At 41.3% G+C, this 15148-nt stretch carries 15 protein-coding genes and 1 other RNA gene; 7 read left to right on the top strand and 9 right to left on the bottom strand.

Going from position 1 to position 15148, the window contains the following annotated elements; all coding sequences use genetic code 11:
• Nucleotides 1-7 precede the first annotated feature (7 nt).
• Together IQ209_RS05005 and IQ209_RS05000 are read right to left on the bottom strand one after the other, a co-directional pair.
• On the bottom strand, nucleotides 8-301 hold the full coding sequence (locus IQ209_RS05005; protein ID WP_193849557.1) for an RnfH family protein: 294 nt from the start codon (nucleotides 299-301) through the stop codon (nucleotides 8-10).
• Nucleotides 294-728, bottom strand: a complete 435-nt coding sequence (locus IQ209_RS05000) for a type II toxin-antitoxin system RatA family toxin (protein WP_189760708.1) — start codon at nucleotides 726-728, stop codon at nucleotides 294-296. The genes IQ209_RS05005 and IQ209_RS05000 overlap by 8 nt, the downstream gene beginning before the upstream one ends.
• Before the next feature lie 157 nt (nucleotides 729-885).
• Between IQ209_RS05000 and smpB the strand changes: the two genes are divergently transcribed.
• From smpB to IQ209_RS04980, 4 genes are all read left to right on the top strand, one after another.
• On the top strand, nucleotides 886-1368 hold the full coding sequence (smpB, locus tag IQ209_RS04995; protein WP_189760709.1) for an SsrA-binding protein SmpB: 483 nt from the start codon (nucleotides 886-888) through the stop codon (nucleotides 1366-1368).
• Between the two features lie 51 nt (nucleotides 1369-1419).
• Nucleotides 1420-1783, top strand: a transfer-messenger RNA (tmRNA) gene (gene ssrA, locus IQ209_RS04990).
• Nucleotides 1784-1985: 202 nt separating this feature from the next.
• Complete coding sequence (locus IQ209_RS04985; protein ID WP_193849555.1) at nucleotides 1986-3227, top strand: integrase; 1242 nt, start codon at nucleotides 1986-1988, stop codon at nucleotides 3225-3227.
• Nucleotides 3228-3523: 296 nt separating this feature from the next.
• Nucleotides 3524-3997, top strand: a complete 474-nt coding sequence (locus IQ209_RS04980; RefSeq protein ID WP_193849553.1) for a hypothetical protein — start codon at nucleotides 3524-3526, stop codon at nucleotides 3995-3997.
• A 67-nt stretch (nucleotides 3998-4064) separates the two neighbouring features.
• On the opposite strand, the gene IQ209_RS04975 is transcribed toward IQ209_RS04980, so the two are convergent.
• From IQ209_RS04975 to IQ209_RS04965, 3 genes are all read right to left on the bottom strand, one after another.
• Complete coding sequence (locus tag IQ209_RS04975) at nucleotides 4065-4763, bottom strand: inovirus Gp2 family protein (RefSeq protein WP_193849551.1); 699 nt, start codon at nucleotides 4761-4763, stop codon at nucleotides 4065-4067.
• Nucleotides 4764-5153: 390 nt separating this feature from the next.
• Complete coding sequence (locus IQ209_RS04970) at nucleotides 5154-6662, bottom strand: DUF3987 domain-containing protein (protein ID WP_193849549.1); 1509 nt, start codon at nucleotides 6660-6662, stop codon at nucleotides 5154-5156.
• A 30-nt stretch (nucleotides 6663-6692) separates the two neighbouring features.
• Entirely contained in the window at nucleotides 6693-6914 is a 222-nt protein-coding gene (locus IQ209_RS04965; RefSeq protein ID WP_193849547.1) for an AlpA family transcriptional regulator, read from the bottom strand.
• 98 nt (nucleotides 6915-7012) lie between these two features.
• Between IQ209_RS04965 and IQ209_RS04960 the strand changes: the two genes are divergently transcribed.
• The 3 genes from IQ209_RS04960 to IQ209_RS04950 all read left to right on the top strand — a co-directional run bounded on the left by IQ209_RS04960 (nucleotide 7013) and on the right by IQ209_RS04950 (nucleotide 10106).
• The gene (locus IQ209_RS04960) at nucleotides 7013-7864 is read left to right on the top strand and encodes a hypothetical protein (RefSeq protein WP_193849545.1); all 852 of its coding nucleotides are present in this window, start codon (nucleotides 7013-7015) and stop codon (nucleotides 7862-7864) included.
• Complete coding sequence (locus IQ209_RS04955) at nucleotides 7791-8768, top strand: hypothetical protein (protein ID WP_193849543.1); 978 nt, start codon at nucleotides 7791-7793, stop codon at nucleotides 8766-8768. The genes IQ209_RS04960 and IQ209_RS04955 overlap by 74 nt, the downstream gene beginning before the upstream one ends.
• A gap of 447 nt (nucleotides 8769-9215) precedes the next feature.
• Complete coding sequence (locus IQ209_RS04950) at nucleotides 9216-10106, top strand: FRG domain-containing protein (protein ID WP_193849541.1); 891 nt, start codon at nucleotides 9216-9218, stop codon at nucleotides 10104-10106.
• A 197-nt stretch (nucleotides 10107-10303) separates the two neighbouring features.
• On the opposite strand, the gene IQ209_RS04945 is transcribed toward IQ209_RS04950, so the two are convergent.
• The 4 genes from IQ209_RS04945 to IQ209_RS04930 are packed head-to-tail and all read right to left on the bottom strand — an operon-like array spanning nucleotide 10304 to nucleotide 15139.
• The gene (locus tag IQ209_RS04945) at nucleotides 10304-12259 is read right to left on the bottom strand and encodes a hypothetical protein (protein WP_193849540.1); all 1956 of its coding nucleotides are present in this window, start codon (nucleotides 12257-12259) and stop codon (nucleotides 10304-10306) included.
• Nucleotides 12256-13134 carry a CpaF/VirB11 family protein gene (locus IQ209_RS04940; protein WP_259364376.1) on the bottom strand — a complete coding sequence of 293 codons (879 nt, stop codon included), beginning with the start codon at nucleotides 13132-13134 and terminating at the stop codon, nucleotides 12256-12258. Before IQ209_RS04940 ends, IQ209_RS04945 begins: the two co-directional genes overlap by 4 nt.
• Nucleotides 13131-14072, bottom strand: coding sequence for a hypothetical protein (locus IQ209_RS04935; protein WP_339378913.1), 942 nt, complete (start codon nucleotides 14070-14072; stop codon nucleotides 13131-13133). The genes IQ209_RS04940 and IQ209_RS04935 overlap by 4 nt, the downstream gene beginning before the upstream one ends.
• The gene (locus IQ209_RS04930) at nucleotides 14069-15139 is read right to left on the bottom strand and encodes a GTPase-associated system all-helical protein GASH (protein ID WP_193849537.1); all 1071 of its coding nucleotides are present in this window, start codon (nucleotides 15137-15139) and stop codon (nucleotides 14069-14071) included. The genes IQ209_RS04935 and IQ209_RS04930 overlap by 4 nt, the downstream gene beginning before the upstream one ends.
• Between the last annotated feature and the right edge of the window lie 9 nt (nucleotides 15140-15148).

Raw genomic sequence — 15148 nt, 5'->3', positions numbered from 1 at the left:
ATAGACATTATCGTGCATTGTTTTTCGCGCGCTCTGCTCGTTTACGGCGCATTTCTTTTGGATCAGCAACCAGAGGGCGATAAATTTCTACACGATCTCCCTCTTCTAACGTATCAGTCAGTTTGGCAGGACGGCTATAAATACCAACTTTATTTTTAGCCAAATCGATATCATTACGTAATGTCAAAAGACCTGACGTTACAATCGCCTGTTCGACGGTTGCTCCTTGCGGTACTTTCACATTACGCAGATATTGCCGTTCAGGCAGAGCATAAACGACTTCGACATTAATTTCAGACACTATAGACCTCACGTGCACGTTGGGTAAAAGCCTGAACCATATTCCCCGCCAGCTCTTTAAATACCTTACCAAAAGCCAGTTCAATCAATTTGTTGGTAAATTCAAAATCGAGATGCAACTCAACTTTACAAGCATCTTCACTTAACGGAGTAAAATGCCACCCTCCCATCAACTTACGGAAAGGCCCATCAACGAGTTGCATACTAATGCGTTGATTATCAAATAGCGTATTGCGCGTTACGAACGTCTTACTGATCCCTGCCTTAGAGACCTCAACAGAAGCCGTCATTTCATTATTGCTACTGCTTATTACACGGCTACCTACACATCCTGGTAAAAAATCCGGATAAGATGTCACATCATTGACCAATTTATACATTTGTTCCACGCTGTAAGGCACTAGCGCAGAGCGACTAATCTGTGGCATATCATTTCCTGTAAAACATAACAGCGCTGAATAGTATCACTTAAACATGGTTAAATAAAAACCCGATGACATTTAGAACAATAAATACGCACTTATCGCTAAATATCATACAGAAGAGATTTCTTTCACTAACGCATACAGTATAATACAACGCACTATGACAAAGAAAAAAGCATACAAACCCGGTTCGGCAACAATTGCCATGAATAAGCGAGCCCGCCACGAATACTTCATTGAAGAAGAACTCGAAGCAGGCTTATCCCTACAAGGTTGGGAAGTTAAATCACTGCGCGCTGGCAAGGCTAACATCAGTGAGAGTTATGTTTTGCTCAAAGATGGTGATGCTTATCTTTTTGGTGCCACGATTACGCCATTAAACGTTGCTTCTTCCCACGTAGTTTGTGATCCGACACGGTCACGCAAACTACTACTTAACAAACGCGAGCTTGATTCACTGTATGGTCGAATCAATCGAGAAGGTTATACCATCGTCGCACTTTCCATGTATTGGAAAAACGCCTGGTGCAAAATCAAAATTGGCGTGGCAAAAGGTAAAAAGGCGCATGATAAGCGTTCAGATATCAAAGAACGTGAATGGAAATTAGACAAAGCGAGAATTATGAAGAATTCTGGGCGTTAATCACTGGCATTATCACTCAATATTCTGATATACTTGCTTTTAAATATACTTGGGGCTGATTCTGGATTCGACGGGATTTGCGAAACCCAAGGTGCATGCCGAGGGGCGGTTGGCCTCGTAAAAAGCCGCAAAACAATAGTCGCAAACGACGAAAACTACGCACTGGCAGCTTAATAACCTGCGCAGAGCCCTCTCTCCCTAGCCTCCGCTCTTAGGACGGGGATCAAGAGAGGTCAAACCCAAAAGAGATCGCGTGGATGCCTTGCCTGGGGTTGAAGCGTTAAATCCAATCAGGCTAGTTTGTTAGTGGCGTGTCTGTCCGCAGCTGGCAAGCGAATGTAAAGACCAGACTAAGCATGTAGTACCAAGGATGTAGGAATTTCGGACGCGGGTTCAACTCCCGCCAGCTCCACCAAAATTCTCCATCGGTGATTACCAGAGTCATCCGATGAAGTCCTAAGAGCCCGCACGGCGCAAGCCCTGCGGGCTTTTTTGTGCCCTCAATTTGTCCCGCGAAGTCCGAAGAGAACTAATTAAATCCGAACCTTTTAGGCCCATTGATAGGCCCAACGAAAAGCTCTATTGTTTTCGTTGGGCCTAAATGCATGGAGACTCCCATGGCAAGAAAAACCAAGCCGTTAACCGATACGGAAATCAAAGCCGCCAAACCTAAAGATGCCGATTACCAGCTGTATGATGGTGACGGGCTTACTCTGTTAATCAAGTCCAGCGGTAGTAAGCTCTGGCAGTTCCGTTACTACCGACCTCTGACCAAGCAGCGAACCAAACAGAGCTTCGGTGCCTACCCTGCCGTCTCACTCTCAGATGCACGTAAACTCAGAGCTGAATCTCGAGTTTTATTGGCGAAAGACATTGATCCTCAGGAACATCAGAAAGAACAGGTGAGAAATTCTCAAGAGGCCAAAACCAACACTTTCTTATTAGTTGCCGAGCGTTGGTGGAATGTGAAAAAAGCCAGCGTAACAGAGGACTATGCCGACGATATCTGGCGCTCGCTTGAGAGAGATGTTTTTCCAGCAATCGGTGATATCAGTGTCACTGAGATTAAGGCTCATACTCTGGTTAAAGCAGTTCAGCCGGTTCAGGCCAGAGGGGCATTAGAGACTGTTCGACGCCTTTGTCAGCGAATTAATGAAGTCATGATTTATGCGCAGAACACGGGCCTGATTGATGCGGTTCCCAGTGTAAATATCGGAAAAGCGTTCGAGAAACCGCAAAAGAAAAACATGCCGAGTATCCGTCCGGATCAGCTTCCACAGTTAATGCAAACAATGCGTACGGCAAGTATCAGTGTGTCAACGCGGTGCTTGTTCATGTGGCAACTTCTCACCATTACCCGCCCTGCCAAAGCAGCTGAGGCTCGATGGGATGAGATCGATTTCAATGCTAGCGAATGGAAAATTCCTGCAGCTCGAATGAAGATGAACCGGGACCATACGGTTCCACTATCTGATGGGGCTCTCGCTATTCTGGCAATGATGAAGTCTCTCAGTGGTGGCCGAGAATTTATCTTTCCCAGTCGCATCAAACCAACCCAGCCGATGAATAGCCAAACAGTGAATGCAGCACTCAAACGTGCTGGATTGGGAGGCGTTCTCGTTTCTCATGGCTTACGCTCTATCGCCAGCACTGCTCTCAATGAGCAGGGATTTCCGCCTGATGTTATTGAGGCTGCACTGGCCCATGTGGATAAGAATGAGGTTCGCCGAGCCTATAACCGCAGCGATTATCTTGAGCAGCGACGACCAATGATGCAATGGTGGGCTGACTTTGTGAAAAAGGCAGATAGTGGTAGCCTCGCTGAAGTTGAATTTACAACATTAAAGCTCACTGGATAAGACCAATTCTTAATCCACACAAGCAAAAAACAGGAGTGTGCGGTAATGGCGCAATCCTGTTTTATAAGATCTTACTCCTTGGGTTACACGCATGATCTAACCAGGCAAGCATTGGCTCATACTATCAGGAACAAATCTGAAGCAACCTACCATCGTAAAGGCCTGCTGAATGAGCGACGCCCGATGATGCAGGTATGGGAGGATTATGACATGTCACCAATCTCAAAAGCCTGAGCAAACCGTTTTCCTATCTGCAGAGACTTTCAACCACTCATATAATAATCAGGGAGATAAATTTGTTAACCGTCCAGGTAATACGCAAAGAGGCCATCAGATTTCGGGAACTGCTCGAAAAATGTGATCCATCGAAAACTTACCTTGTACCTGACAACTTTCCTGTTGAAAGCTGCAGGCTTGCTTCGATGCTACTTTCCTTCCACTTTCTGAAATTATGGCCTGAGTTGGAATTGAAAGGTATCTCAGGAGTAACAGGTAAAAATGATGCAATAACTCACTACTGGCTGGAGTTGGATGATATCGTTATTGATATCACAGGGGATCAATACAATGTCATCAGCACCAGCAAACTAAACGAAGCTATCGTAAAAAACAGGCCTTTTGTGCCTGTCCATATCGCATACAAAAAGAACAGCCATCTCTATGATTTATTTAGAATTCAAGGGGAATGGCGTTTAACCAGTGGATTTCCTACAATAGGTGATGATTTCATCGATGAGATGGAATGTGATTATCGCCAGCTTGTCAGGTGATGGTGGAAACAGAATCAAGAAATAGATGCAGACCTGCACTTTTATCGGCAAGTCTGCAACTGAAATTCTATTTGTCGCTCAAGGGCCGCTGTATTAGCTGGCTAGTGCCAAAATTGCGATAACCGTCATAGAAATCTTTACTGTAGTCTTTGCTCAGATAAGCTATTCGTAGAAGAAACTCATAGTAGTCATCACTTAACGTTAACGCGTCATCCCGAGTGAACCAGGCGGTATGATTCTTCGGGAAATGCGGGAGATAAGCATATTCAGGATAATCAAGCCCAATGGCGCTGCACCAGGCTTTCTGTATCCTGATTCCCATATTGTCAGCATCAGATTCAGTGTAATTCCCCAGATAGGCATAAACCTCTTTGTCAAACAGCAGAACCAGATGGTAGTGATGATGTTCCCCGGTAACACGCTCTCTGGCCCAGATATAGCCGAGTGGCCTAGACTCACCAGTCCTGCCAGAACGCTTGTGCTCTTCCCGTAACTGGCTTTTAAGGGATTCTATAGCCCGAGTTATGGCTTTCTCATCATCCTTCTGAAAGCAGAGCGGCAAGTCTGGCTCTCCAGGCACATGGGACTGAGCAAATCTCAGATCAGCACGTAATGCAAATACCCGGTTATAGTTTTCCACATAATTAGATATCACAGAAAGCGATCGACGAAGCATATAGCTTGATATTCTGGAATCATATTTGTCTTCAGCTTCCTGCAGCAGGAACTTAAACTGCTTTTCAGTTAATCCGTAAGGTGATTTCATAATATAAGTTCACTGGGTAATGGGTAGCCAGTAGCTACCCAGGTTATTGTGGGATGGTTTAAGTAATGGCCATGGTGCCCTATTGCAGTAGGATCACCTTGGTTCACTGGTATGTATTACTATGTTTTATATGCTTATTCCTAATTGAAATATATATCTATATCTATATCTATATCTATATATATGTCTATCTTATATATCTATATCTATATCTATATATATGTCTATCTTATATATCTATATCTATATATATATATAAGATAGACATATATTACATATACCGGGCTTTCCAAGTGACTTGGACAACTACGTGGTGATAAAGGAAGCCGCAGTACGCCTGGGTAAGAAATAGATTTAACTCAATGATATATAATCAAAATAACTCTGAAGTTATTCTGGTCGAGCTAACTTACTCAGTGTCAGCGGACCAGTCTGATGTATTGGCGTATTGGTCTTAGCTGCCAGTTCGACAGGGTTCATTGTTGAACCGATAAATTTGACATAATTGATACCTGCCTCTTCGAATAACTGCACCATTCCTTTCGATTTAAGCTTTTCCAATGCTGGTATAAGCCGCTCAGAGCATCTGATGGATCTTGGGCCCTTTTTGATAATGTCGTTTCTTCTGAAATCGTACGAGCCATTTTCGACAAGATGCGATTCCAGCCAGAATAATATTTTTTCTTCATCACTAAGCTCTCTTGTAGAATCAATTTTTGTGATAGCGTGATTGACAAACCAATCCATCAAATTCAAAGCTGATAACAAATTTTCCTTTGTTATTATTGTCGAATCGGGTTCACCAGAAACCTGAAAAATGCCTGCCATTCTGAGACCCTGCTCGATAATACGGGCACCTAAATCATCGTAGGGAAACAAGGAACCTCCAGGTTTCATCTTTTGCTGCAAACTTAACGATGTTGTATCCAATAGTTCCTGGGCATCTGGTGCCAGAGAAAGCTTTATTAGTTCATCACCATTTTCTCTTCGCTTCACACCTGCTTTTATATGCCGCGTTATCACTGAGTACAATTCAGAAAGCACTGCCTCACTATGAGTGTAATCACCGTTGATGATGCACGGTTCTATAATTTGCTCCATATCTATCATCTGTGTACGTGCCTGTAATCCAGTCTCTCTGATGTTTGCTTTTTTCTGTCTGCTGGTATTGTCATAGGGTTGAGGCTGCATCGCTAAAAAATATGAAAACACATAATTTTCAATGACAAAGCTTTCAGTGGCAGCCCTATCTATTGTAACTTTGTCTCCACACCAGTATGTATTGAGTAGCGCGGGATTGTTGAACACACTCCCCTTGTACACTGCGGTTGCCTCGTCATTAAAAAGCGCCTTATTTTGATACCCCAGTCCGATTGATTTTGCGAGTGCTTCGCTTGTCGGATTCGTTGTAATAATGACCTTTCGTACTGGCACTTTCGGCTGTCGGCCAATCCATTCTTCAAGTTTCTTACTCGTTTCGGTAGTATCTTCTCCCTTGCTCAGAGTCTTTTTATAAAGTCTTTTTAATACGTTAAACTCTGCCTCCCAAAGAATATTTATTCGCTCATATGCTTTAAGCTCTTCACGATAAACATCTTCAAACTCCCGCTCTTGTTGTGCAAAGGGGGTCTTCAACAATCTGAATATTGTTGATTTTCCACTGCCAGATCTTGAAAGCAGCAACAGGTACAAGGCCAGAAGGGATCGCTGCTTGTTCTTTAACTGAACACAGTACAAATCCTGACAGGCCAGCCCTAAAAAGGCTAATAACGTAACAACGATTATCTCGATAGCCACTCCAGTTATGTTGTGCAAATGCGAAGCCCAATGCCTGATGTGACGTGGCAGAATATCAAACTTCAGGTTAAGCTCATGATTAATTTTGTTTTTATTGTTCATTGCAACATCCTTTATTTTTTTACAAAAAAATTAAACGGTTCGGGAAGCGATCCACTTGTCAATAGCAGTAGATCGCCATCCTACGGAAGCAGCCCCTAGCCGGACCGGTTTAGGAAACTCGGCATCGTAATATCTGGATTTAGGATTCAGTTTTTCGTAGATGCTTGAGCGGGATATCCCCAGTATCACTGTCAACTCTGCCATGCGCAGGATGCGTAGCGGGTGTGCTTTTTGTTCACTAATGTTCGGCATTTTCACTTCTCCTGTTGGACCTCTTTAGCTGGATTCGACTTTCTCACACCATCTGAGATACTGTCCCCGTCAAAAAACGGAAACCAACCGGAGGGAACGTGGGGACTCATGCTTTTGCTGATATGATGTATCGTCTTTACCAGTGCTTTGGCTTGTTTGAAAAGCATGACGAACGGCGTGAAGTGCGTGGAAACAGCTGTTTTTCCTTTCATCAGAATTTTTTTAATCAAGGCTATAACGATATAATAAGAATAATTGACAGCAATGAAGTCTTCAGCCTCGAAGAAAGACGCGAAGTTTTTTACAAATACGAGCAACTATATAATGCGCTAATGCATATCCCGGTCTTTTCTCATCTAGATAATCGCCAAATCACAAAGCGATACCTTCAGGTCGCATTGCCTCCCATAGTAGCATTAGACGTCTATAATTCTCTTCCCCCCGATGATGAAATGCATTTCTATTACCACATTCATCGTTTTTTGATCAGCACACACTGCCCTCACAAAAGTGATGATAAAAGAAAACTTTATGTCAGCGTGAAAAATTATTTGCGGGAATACATTCGCTCATTTGATTTTCCGTACAAAGATCATCTGGCTCCCCTTTTTAACTTCATTAGCGATATCAAAGCAGGAAGTGGACAATGGGAAGAGACCATAAAAGAAATAATAAAAAATTGCCGTTCAGAATACGATGAAAGCTACATTCCGAAAAAAAACATAACATCCCACTCGCAGAATTTAGATAAAATTGAGCGGGCTTATCTGTCGCTTAATGTGTTACTCGCATTCGAACGTAAGACATCTGCAGTCACCGCGATATCCATGCATTATCGATACACCGTGAACAATGGCATTAATTACAAAAGTAGTTATGGCATTTTATGTCGATATCTCTATTCCAGAGGGTATGATGAACAACTGCTACATTACACTCCCCTTTTATAATGAGGCAGTTCGACCGATTTCGGTAACAATAGAAGAAAAACCATATCGCTATGCACACGAATTAAAATGGCTTATTTTTAACACTAGGAATAACACCAAATACTCTAAATGGGATTTAGCTGAAATAGCATTTTGTTTCAAATCTGCATCTAACTCAGATGTACTAATACCCTACTCCCAACTTTTGCAAACCATCATTTTTCTCAGTCAGGATAAAACAGATGAAGCATTCCGACTTGTAAACAAAATCCCATTAACTACCTTACCGATTGGTTACCTGCCCTCAGCCTTTTCAGTTATCAAACTGGCATTAAAAGTGAAACTGGAAAGAAAAAAAATAAGAAACAAAACATTACTGTCCGTAATAAACAGCACCTTGAGCAATCAAGGTGCTGTTACCGAACTTATTGCTGTGACTCAGGGAGAAACTGATAGTAATCTTGCATTATGCGCAGATAACATGACGATTATGCGAGCAATAAAAATGTACAACCACATGATAAGAAAGGTAAGTTATTCATCTGAAGATTCACTATATGATGTATGTCCGCAATCTATATTCGGTATTCTTGATGAAATAGAATGTGCGCTGGGCAAATTAAATATCCTTATTCGCGAAACAGGTGATAGCATTGACAGTAATGAACTCGCCAGGCTTATAGTGAAAAATAAAACACTAACAGCTTGTGAATTGAATGAAAACCTGGTTGGAATACTTGATAAATGCACACTTTATAATTTCCTGAGTAGCATCAATGTTTTTATTAGTTATTTGAGATGCCCTGGAGAAGAACTAGGACACATCAGGATATTTGCCGGGGTAACAGAGAATCCAAAACGTCTTCGGGAAAAGGCATGTGAGGCTTTGAAGATTGCATCTGAAAACCTTAGAAAAGGGGTTTAAGATGAAGGGAGAGGTGGCCAATTGCCTGCTGGAAAATCCTGCAAAATTTCGAATGACACTTATTACCCCTGCTACGGCTGCTACGTGTAGCAGCCGTAGCAGGCCTTTAAAGAACTGGATGAAGATTAGCCTCACCAGGAAACAGTAGATTGGAATGAAAAAATTTAATTATAACCAAATCAATACATGCCTGAGATGTATTAGCTAAAACTTGACCTAGCACATCTATTGCACAGATCCAAACCCAATCTACAGGCAACTCTGTGCCAAAAGCAGACATTGTTGGACTGTATATAGTTCATGCTACCTCTGCTTGCATTAACAGCTAATTTAGCCACTACAGAGCTAAAAATCTTGGTAAATGATGTAGCCAGTCATTCACTCATCGCACGCTTCTTGCACTACTTAGTTTGGTGTTAGAATAGTCCTCCTATTGAGGAGATGATCATGTTTAAGTATGCCGTAAACTCGCTAACAGATTATATTTCAACAGTTACAAAAATAGTAAATGAAGTCGATGACATATGGTTTAGAGGACATGCTTGCGCTTCATATAGATTAGAACCTTCGGTATTACGTGATACCGTTCCCTTAACTGATGCCAGAGGTAATAGGGTCGAAAATGGTCAGGTGGTACTTTCAGAGGGCGGTCATGTAACAGGTCTTAGTCCCGAAAATATGTTTTATGAATTTAAGTCGCGAGCGGTTCCTTTTTTGAATCGAGAGCCCTCAAATAATTTTGAGTGGATGTTCTTGATGCAGCACTATGGTGTACCAACAAGGCTGTTAGACTGGACGACAAACGCCTTAGTAGCATTATTCTTTGCTATCGAATCAAATCCTACCTTTGACGAAGAGAGGCATTACGACGAATCGCCTTCGCAAAATTTTATGGAAAGCGATGAGTTTTGCTCGGAAGGAGCTGCTGTTTTTGCCTTAAGTCCATCAAAATTGAATTATTTAACAGTCTCAAGCCGTTCGAAAATTTATATTTGCGAAGAAGCTGACAAATGGAGCCATTACTTTGACCCAATGAATAAAGAAGGTAGTTCTAATTTTCTTCCAATTGCAGTCCAATCAAGTCATATAGATACGAGGATAAGATCACAATCGGGTCACTTCACATTACATGGTTCAAATATATGGGCATTAGACTATTACGATGCTCTTCGTGAAATTATGCATAAAATATTTATACCGTATGAAGTGGTTCCCCAAATGCTTAAAGATTTGCAATCTCTAGGTATAACGAAGTCATTTATATATCCGGGGCTAGAATCATTGTCGCGAGATATCAAAAGAAGCGAAGCCTTCAGATTTAACGGCAAAAAGCTTTAGCATTGCAACCTGCTAGCCGCTGAACATGGAGTTAATGGCGGCTTATCGCTTGAAGCAGACTGTCAGATTTGTTCGTGTACTATCGGTGAAAATTGTTAGGTAAAGTTTAAGCCAATACACCTGAGAGTATGTCTGAAATGTGTACATCAAAAGGTGATAAGCAAACATCACCTTATCACCTCTTTATAAGAAACCAGTCAATCACGCCATGCCGCATTAGAGTACTCGCGTCCACCATCAATATCTGATGCAGCATCAGCAAGTAATTCACGACCTTTACGATCTGAGGCTAAGCTAACGAAGCTATTTACTGACCATTTATTATAAATATAAGCTTGAGCGATGGCTAATCGAAAACGATAACCTAAATCCCAGCCTCGTAACCACCCAATTTCTGGCAATTGTGAAAATAGCATATCACGAGCTTGTGGTGACAACCTAGATTTCAATATTTTCCGGTGCAAATTTGAGTAATTTTTTTCGATTATTTTAAGTCCTTTATCGCCACCAGATTTTATAGCCAAGACTATAGAGAAACAATCAAGCATATCTAATGCAGCGCCGTCAAGATCGTTTGTAACAGTCATAAAAGAGTTATACCAAGGCTCTAGACCTTCAGCAATTACTACATTCGATAGCCAACCAAACGCATCAGCAAAATCATAAAGTAAGCTTGCTCGAGTTACATTTCGAATTATCTCATCTTTAAGTAGATAATCATGGCGTGACCAAAGCTCTTTTCTCCATACAGTCGGCACCGGTTTTTTACTATTTAATTTCTGAACAACTTTAGCAACAGCGATATCAGGTAAATTATCAAAAATCGAACTTGCAATATCATTATTGTTACGCTCAATCATGTCGTTTATAAACTGCTCAAGGCCTTTGGTATCATTAGGGACCAAGTGTAACAAGTCCATGATATCGCTATCATCTAATATAGATTCATTTGCAAGTAAAAATTCAGGATTCTGCTTAACTACGAGTTTCCTAACAATTAAATTAGAACGACTGAGAGTCCAAAATTCAGATGTTTGAACAGTTCTAATTAAGTGTTTAAAAATAACCTCACCACTTTCAGATTTTGATTGTGATGCTAAATCCAAAAGATTTAACACGGACTCAGATTGCCTAGGCCAAAAACCCGTTAAATTATCAAATCCAGCAGTAGTGATTGGAGGGAATACTGCCCCTTCCTCTTCAAAGCTAAGAATCAAATTATTGAGTAATGTTATTTGCCCCTGACCTGCAAAACCACCATCGACTAAATCTTGTTTTAAATGATTAGCATCATTTAAAGTCGGAAATGCTTCAGCAACAATGTCAATAATACGGAGAATAGACTCAGTATCAGTTTCATAACTAAGCGAATATATTTCAGCTAAAGGCTTGAATGAACCACGTTGTTTACGAACATCTCGACCATATTCCCACAAGAAATTACGGAATGAATGTTGCATTTCGCTCTGAATATCAACGACAGCATCATTTAACCAACTTGATGAAATATCTTTAATTTCAGAATCAAAAAAATCTTCTTGAGAAAAAACAGCTATGATATCAAAACGGGCTGAACCTGTTGACCTTGGTTTACGCGAAACGGCGGTCTGAAATCGAAAATTACGTCTGAGGCGCGGCCATTGTTGAGACCAAACAGCAAATAATGGTCTATCTAGCAGATCTGAAGAAGGAACTTCAATGCTTGTTTTTACTTTGCCATACAGTGAATCAATTAATTTTTCTACAAGTAAAAGATCCAATGGCAATTGTGTGATTTTTTTTCTTGTTAAATCAACTTCCAAAGGCTGGCTATAATAATCTTTATTTACGAAATTACCAGGGCGGCTAATAACCCCCTGTAATATAGATAAATCTTTTATAGACTCCAACATTGATGGCTCTAGCAATAACGCATGAGTCCACACACATCCAGGTCTTGGCATCTCTGGGGCTGGCCAAGTAAACATTAACACATAACGACCAATTGTAGGTGCTGGTAAACCAGTCCAGTACCCCTTTGAACTTCCAAAAATAACACCTGGTGCAAGATCACTTAACTCCGTAAGATAAGCAATTTCGTCACCAAGAGGTAAGGATGATGCAATTAATCGATGACCATCATCATAACCAAATAAGCAATGATCTAATTTCATTCGCCCGCCGACATAAGCCATACAAGAGGTTCGGTCAAATCATTCCCTTCACTTTCCGGACCAACAATTTTAATTCTCCGACTTGCTAGCAAAGTAGCAATCTCATCAACTGCAGTATCATCAGAAAGACTAACTCCTTGCGCAGACACACCATAAATCTGATGATCAAAGTAATCACTATTAGTCTTCAAAAATTGTGCTACAAGCGGCATATTTACTTCTAACCAATCGTTAGGTGTTACTCCTGAATCATGAACTAAATCCCATGCAGATATTAATATAGCAATTCTTCGCAAACATGGCTCAAAGGGAGGCCTTATAATATCACTAAGTAGCTGCACAACTTTAACTTGAGCGGGCAATAATTTTGGTTCCCATTCAGTTATTATGTTTTCAGAATTCTCATCAGTAGAATCATTGTTCAAAGTCTCTTCAGACTCGATATTACTTGGCAATCTTGCATTGAGTTCAGTAACAGATAAAAAGTCTTCTCTGACATCTGCACTAATGAAAAATAAGATACCATCGTCATCCGAAAAATTTTTCATGAAATCTTTTCGGAATATTCTATCTTCTACTTGACGATCAAAAACCTCTCCAGCTAGATCAGGAAAAAATGCTGTTCCTTTTTCACCAGTTTCGCGATTTCGCAAATGAATCGCTACATTCATATCCCCAACCTGAGATGTTCTAGGAACAGCTTCAAAGTTTCGCCACGCTTCAGCTATGCGATTGAGATAAGTAAGATCACCCTCATAAGCGTCTAATTCTAAAAGACAAATTGTCTCATCAGATTCAACCAAATGCCAAAGTGCTGCTAAAAAGGTTGTCTTACCTGATGCTGGTAATCCCATAATTATAAAATTTGAATTCACTGAACAACTCTCCTTACTAACAGTTTATCAAATTCATCTGTCAACTCCGGAAGACAAGGATTATCAATAAGCTCAGGTGGTTTCGGTCTCAACCAAGTTTTCAGAAGTGGAGCTAATCCTTGCGCTGGTTCTGAATCTGGATGTAGCGAACGAGCGGCTGTATGAAAAGTTTCAAAATGGAACTGCCCCGATAGCATACTTTCAATAGCTTGTTCAAATGTAGCTAAAGCATCCCGAGCTTGAGATTTTTCATCCCCCTCAAGTAAATCAAATTTAGTAACAACCAATTGGATGTGTGTTTGAGATGAAATATTCCCTGAATTAGTCACAACACGAACTATATTTCTTATAGAAGAAAAAACCTCAGCGCGTTTTCTTGGTGCAGCTACGCGCTCACCATCAACGATAAACGCGATAGTCGTTGCCTTAAGAATCTCTATCATATCTACAGCACGATCTGGACGATCTCGGATCTCTCGATAAACTTCCCCAGCTCGCTCCGAAATAAGAAGGTCACGACGTAAAAGGTCTGTTTCATTTGACAATGCCAAATGAAAGAAACGTAGACCATCTTGAGCCGACGTTCTATCTGTGTCTGGATATGACCTTCCTGACTCCGCTCGAGAATGAAAACTTTTTCGTTCGAACCCCATTAATGTCAAGCTGTGGCAAAAATAGGAATTTGCAAAAGCACCTCGTAGAAAGCGACCATATATTTCGGTTACTAATGTTGTCTTACCACCATTGCGCTCCCCAACGATGGTTATTATAGAAGCATCCCGCCAACGCAAAAGCTGGTCTGCCTCTTCCAGAGTAAGCATCGTAGATGTGGGTAGTGATACCCAAGCTTGGGTGGTATCAACAGCTTGAACCTTAACAGATTCTGGTTGTTCAAAAACATCAACATCAGTTTCTTCTTCATTGAGCTGATTTGTCACAGCAGCCGCCCTAAAAGATATTCACGGTAAAGTTGCTCTGCCAGAGGTAGTGACTCTAACTGAATTGAAGATTCAAGCCCAGTTCTTGACTTAAATTGTGCATACCAAGAACCAATACCTATTACCTCTGCTAATTCAATCGCGGTTGAGATAGGGGTAAGTTTAGGAGGTAATGTTGATGGCGCTTTAAGACAACGAAGCTCCTCCACACTAAAACTATCAATAGCCGCAGATAGTTCTTTTGGCTGTGCCCCGCGCCCCTTCTTGGCGGTTAAAATTACACGTTCAAGCATCGCGGGTATAGCAACAGGGCCAAATTCGGAAGAATTAGTCAAAGCCCCCAAGTCTATTGCGGCGGCTAATGCTGCTTGTTGAGTTGAAAAGGTAGTGAAACTACGATTAAAAACTCTACTATAACCACCTGTAAGCCACCAAAGCATCTGGCTTTCTTCCCGTATCAATGCAGCCTGGCGATCAATTTTTTTCAGTATTCCCATGCTCTGAGTTGCAACTGCTTTTGCCGACGCCTGAGCTTCTGCCCGAATCTTTCCAAGCAGGGTGACAAGAGTTGCCCAATCATTTGTGGCGCCCAAGGCAGCAATCTCTTCGTCCAGTTTGGGGGTAACAGTGGGAACTATCTTGATCGGAATCTCTTGAAATGCTCTCCCTGCAATAGCCAGCTTCAAAAAACTCTCTTCAGCGTTTTTTAAAAGCCACAAAGATTGTAAAGGCTGACGAAGCCCTTTAACGCTCCCAGCACATATCGCTAAGATAGCAACCGCATTTTCTTGGTCGATAAGTTCCCCTAAAACTGATGCGGATAGAACACGTGCTTCTCTTTCGTTATTCAACAGGCTAAAACTTGCATCTTCTTCTGAAAACTCAGCCCGAAACCATTCTAAAGAAACATCAGTATCACCGTAGTAAAATGATGTTAAATCAAGTATTTGCTGTTCATTGATATTATCTACGAGCCGTTTGACCGGTTCTTGGCGAGAAATAATTGTTTCTGATGTAGGAGCTAAGCCCGCTTCAGCATAACGATCTGCGAATGTTAATATTGCCATACTTGTAGT

The organism is Xenorhabdus sp. BG5 (genome assembly GCF_015163665.1).
Classification (GTDB): domain Bacteria; phylum Pseudomonadota; class Gammaproteobacteria; order Enterobacterales; family Enterobacteriaceae; genus Xenorhabdus.
This window is presented reverse-complemented; position numbering and strand designations above follow the sequence as displayed.

What these genes read in the sequence shown, in the direction of transcription:
- IQ209_RS05000 (WP_189760708.1), bottom strand. Translation starts at nt 728, where the DNA reads ATGCCACAGATTAGTCGCTCTGCGCTAGTGCCTTACAGCGTGGAACAA.
- smpB (WP_189760709.1), top strand. Translation starts at nt 886, where the DNA reads ATGACAAAGAAAAAAGCATACAAACCCGGTTCGGCAACAATTGCCATG.
- IQ209_RS04985 (WP_193849555.1), top strand. Translation starts at nt 1,986, where the DNA reads ATGGCAAGAAAAACCAAGCCGTTAACCGATACGGAAATCAAAGCCGCC.
- IQ209_RS04975 (WP_193849551.1), bottom strand. Translation starts at nt 4,763, where the DNA reads ATGAAATCACCTTACGGATTAACTGAAAAGCAGTTTAAGTTCCTGCTG.
- IQ209_RS04970 (WP_193849549.1), bottom strand. Translation starts at nt 6,662, where the DNA reads ATGAACAATAAAAACAAAATTAATCATGAGCTTAACCTGAAGTTTGAT.
- IQ209_RS04965 (WP_193849547.1), bottom strand. Translation starts at nt 6,914, where the DNA reads ATGCCGAACATTAGTGAACAAAAAGCACACCCGCTACGCATCCTGCGC.
- IQ209_RS04955 (WP_193849543.1), top strand. Translation starts at nt 7,791, where the DNA reads ATGGCATTTTATGTCGATATCTCTATTCCAGAGGGTATGATGAACAAC.
- IQ209_RS04950 (WP_193849541.1), top strand. Translation starts at nt 9,216, where the DNA reads ATGTTTAAGTATGCCGTAAACTCGCTAACAGATTATATTTCAACAGTT.
- IQ209_RS04945 (WP_193849540.1), bottom strand. Translation starts at nt 12,259, where the DNA reads ATGAAATTAGATCATTGCTTATTTGGTTATGATGATGGTCATCGATTA.
- IQ209_RS04930 (WP_193849537.1), bottom strand. Translation starts at nt 15,139, where the DNA reads ATGGCAATATTAACATTCGCAGATCGTTATGCTGAAGCGGGCTTAGCT.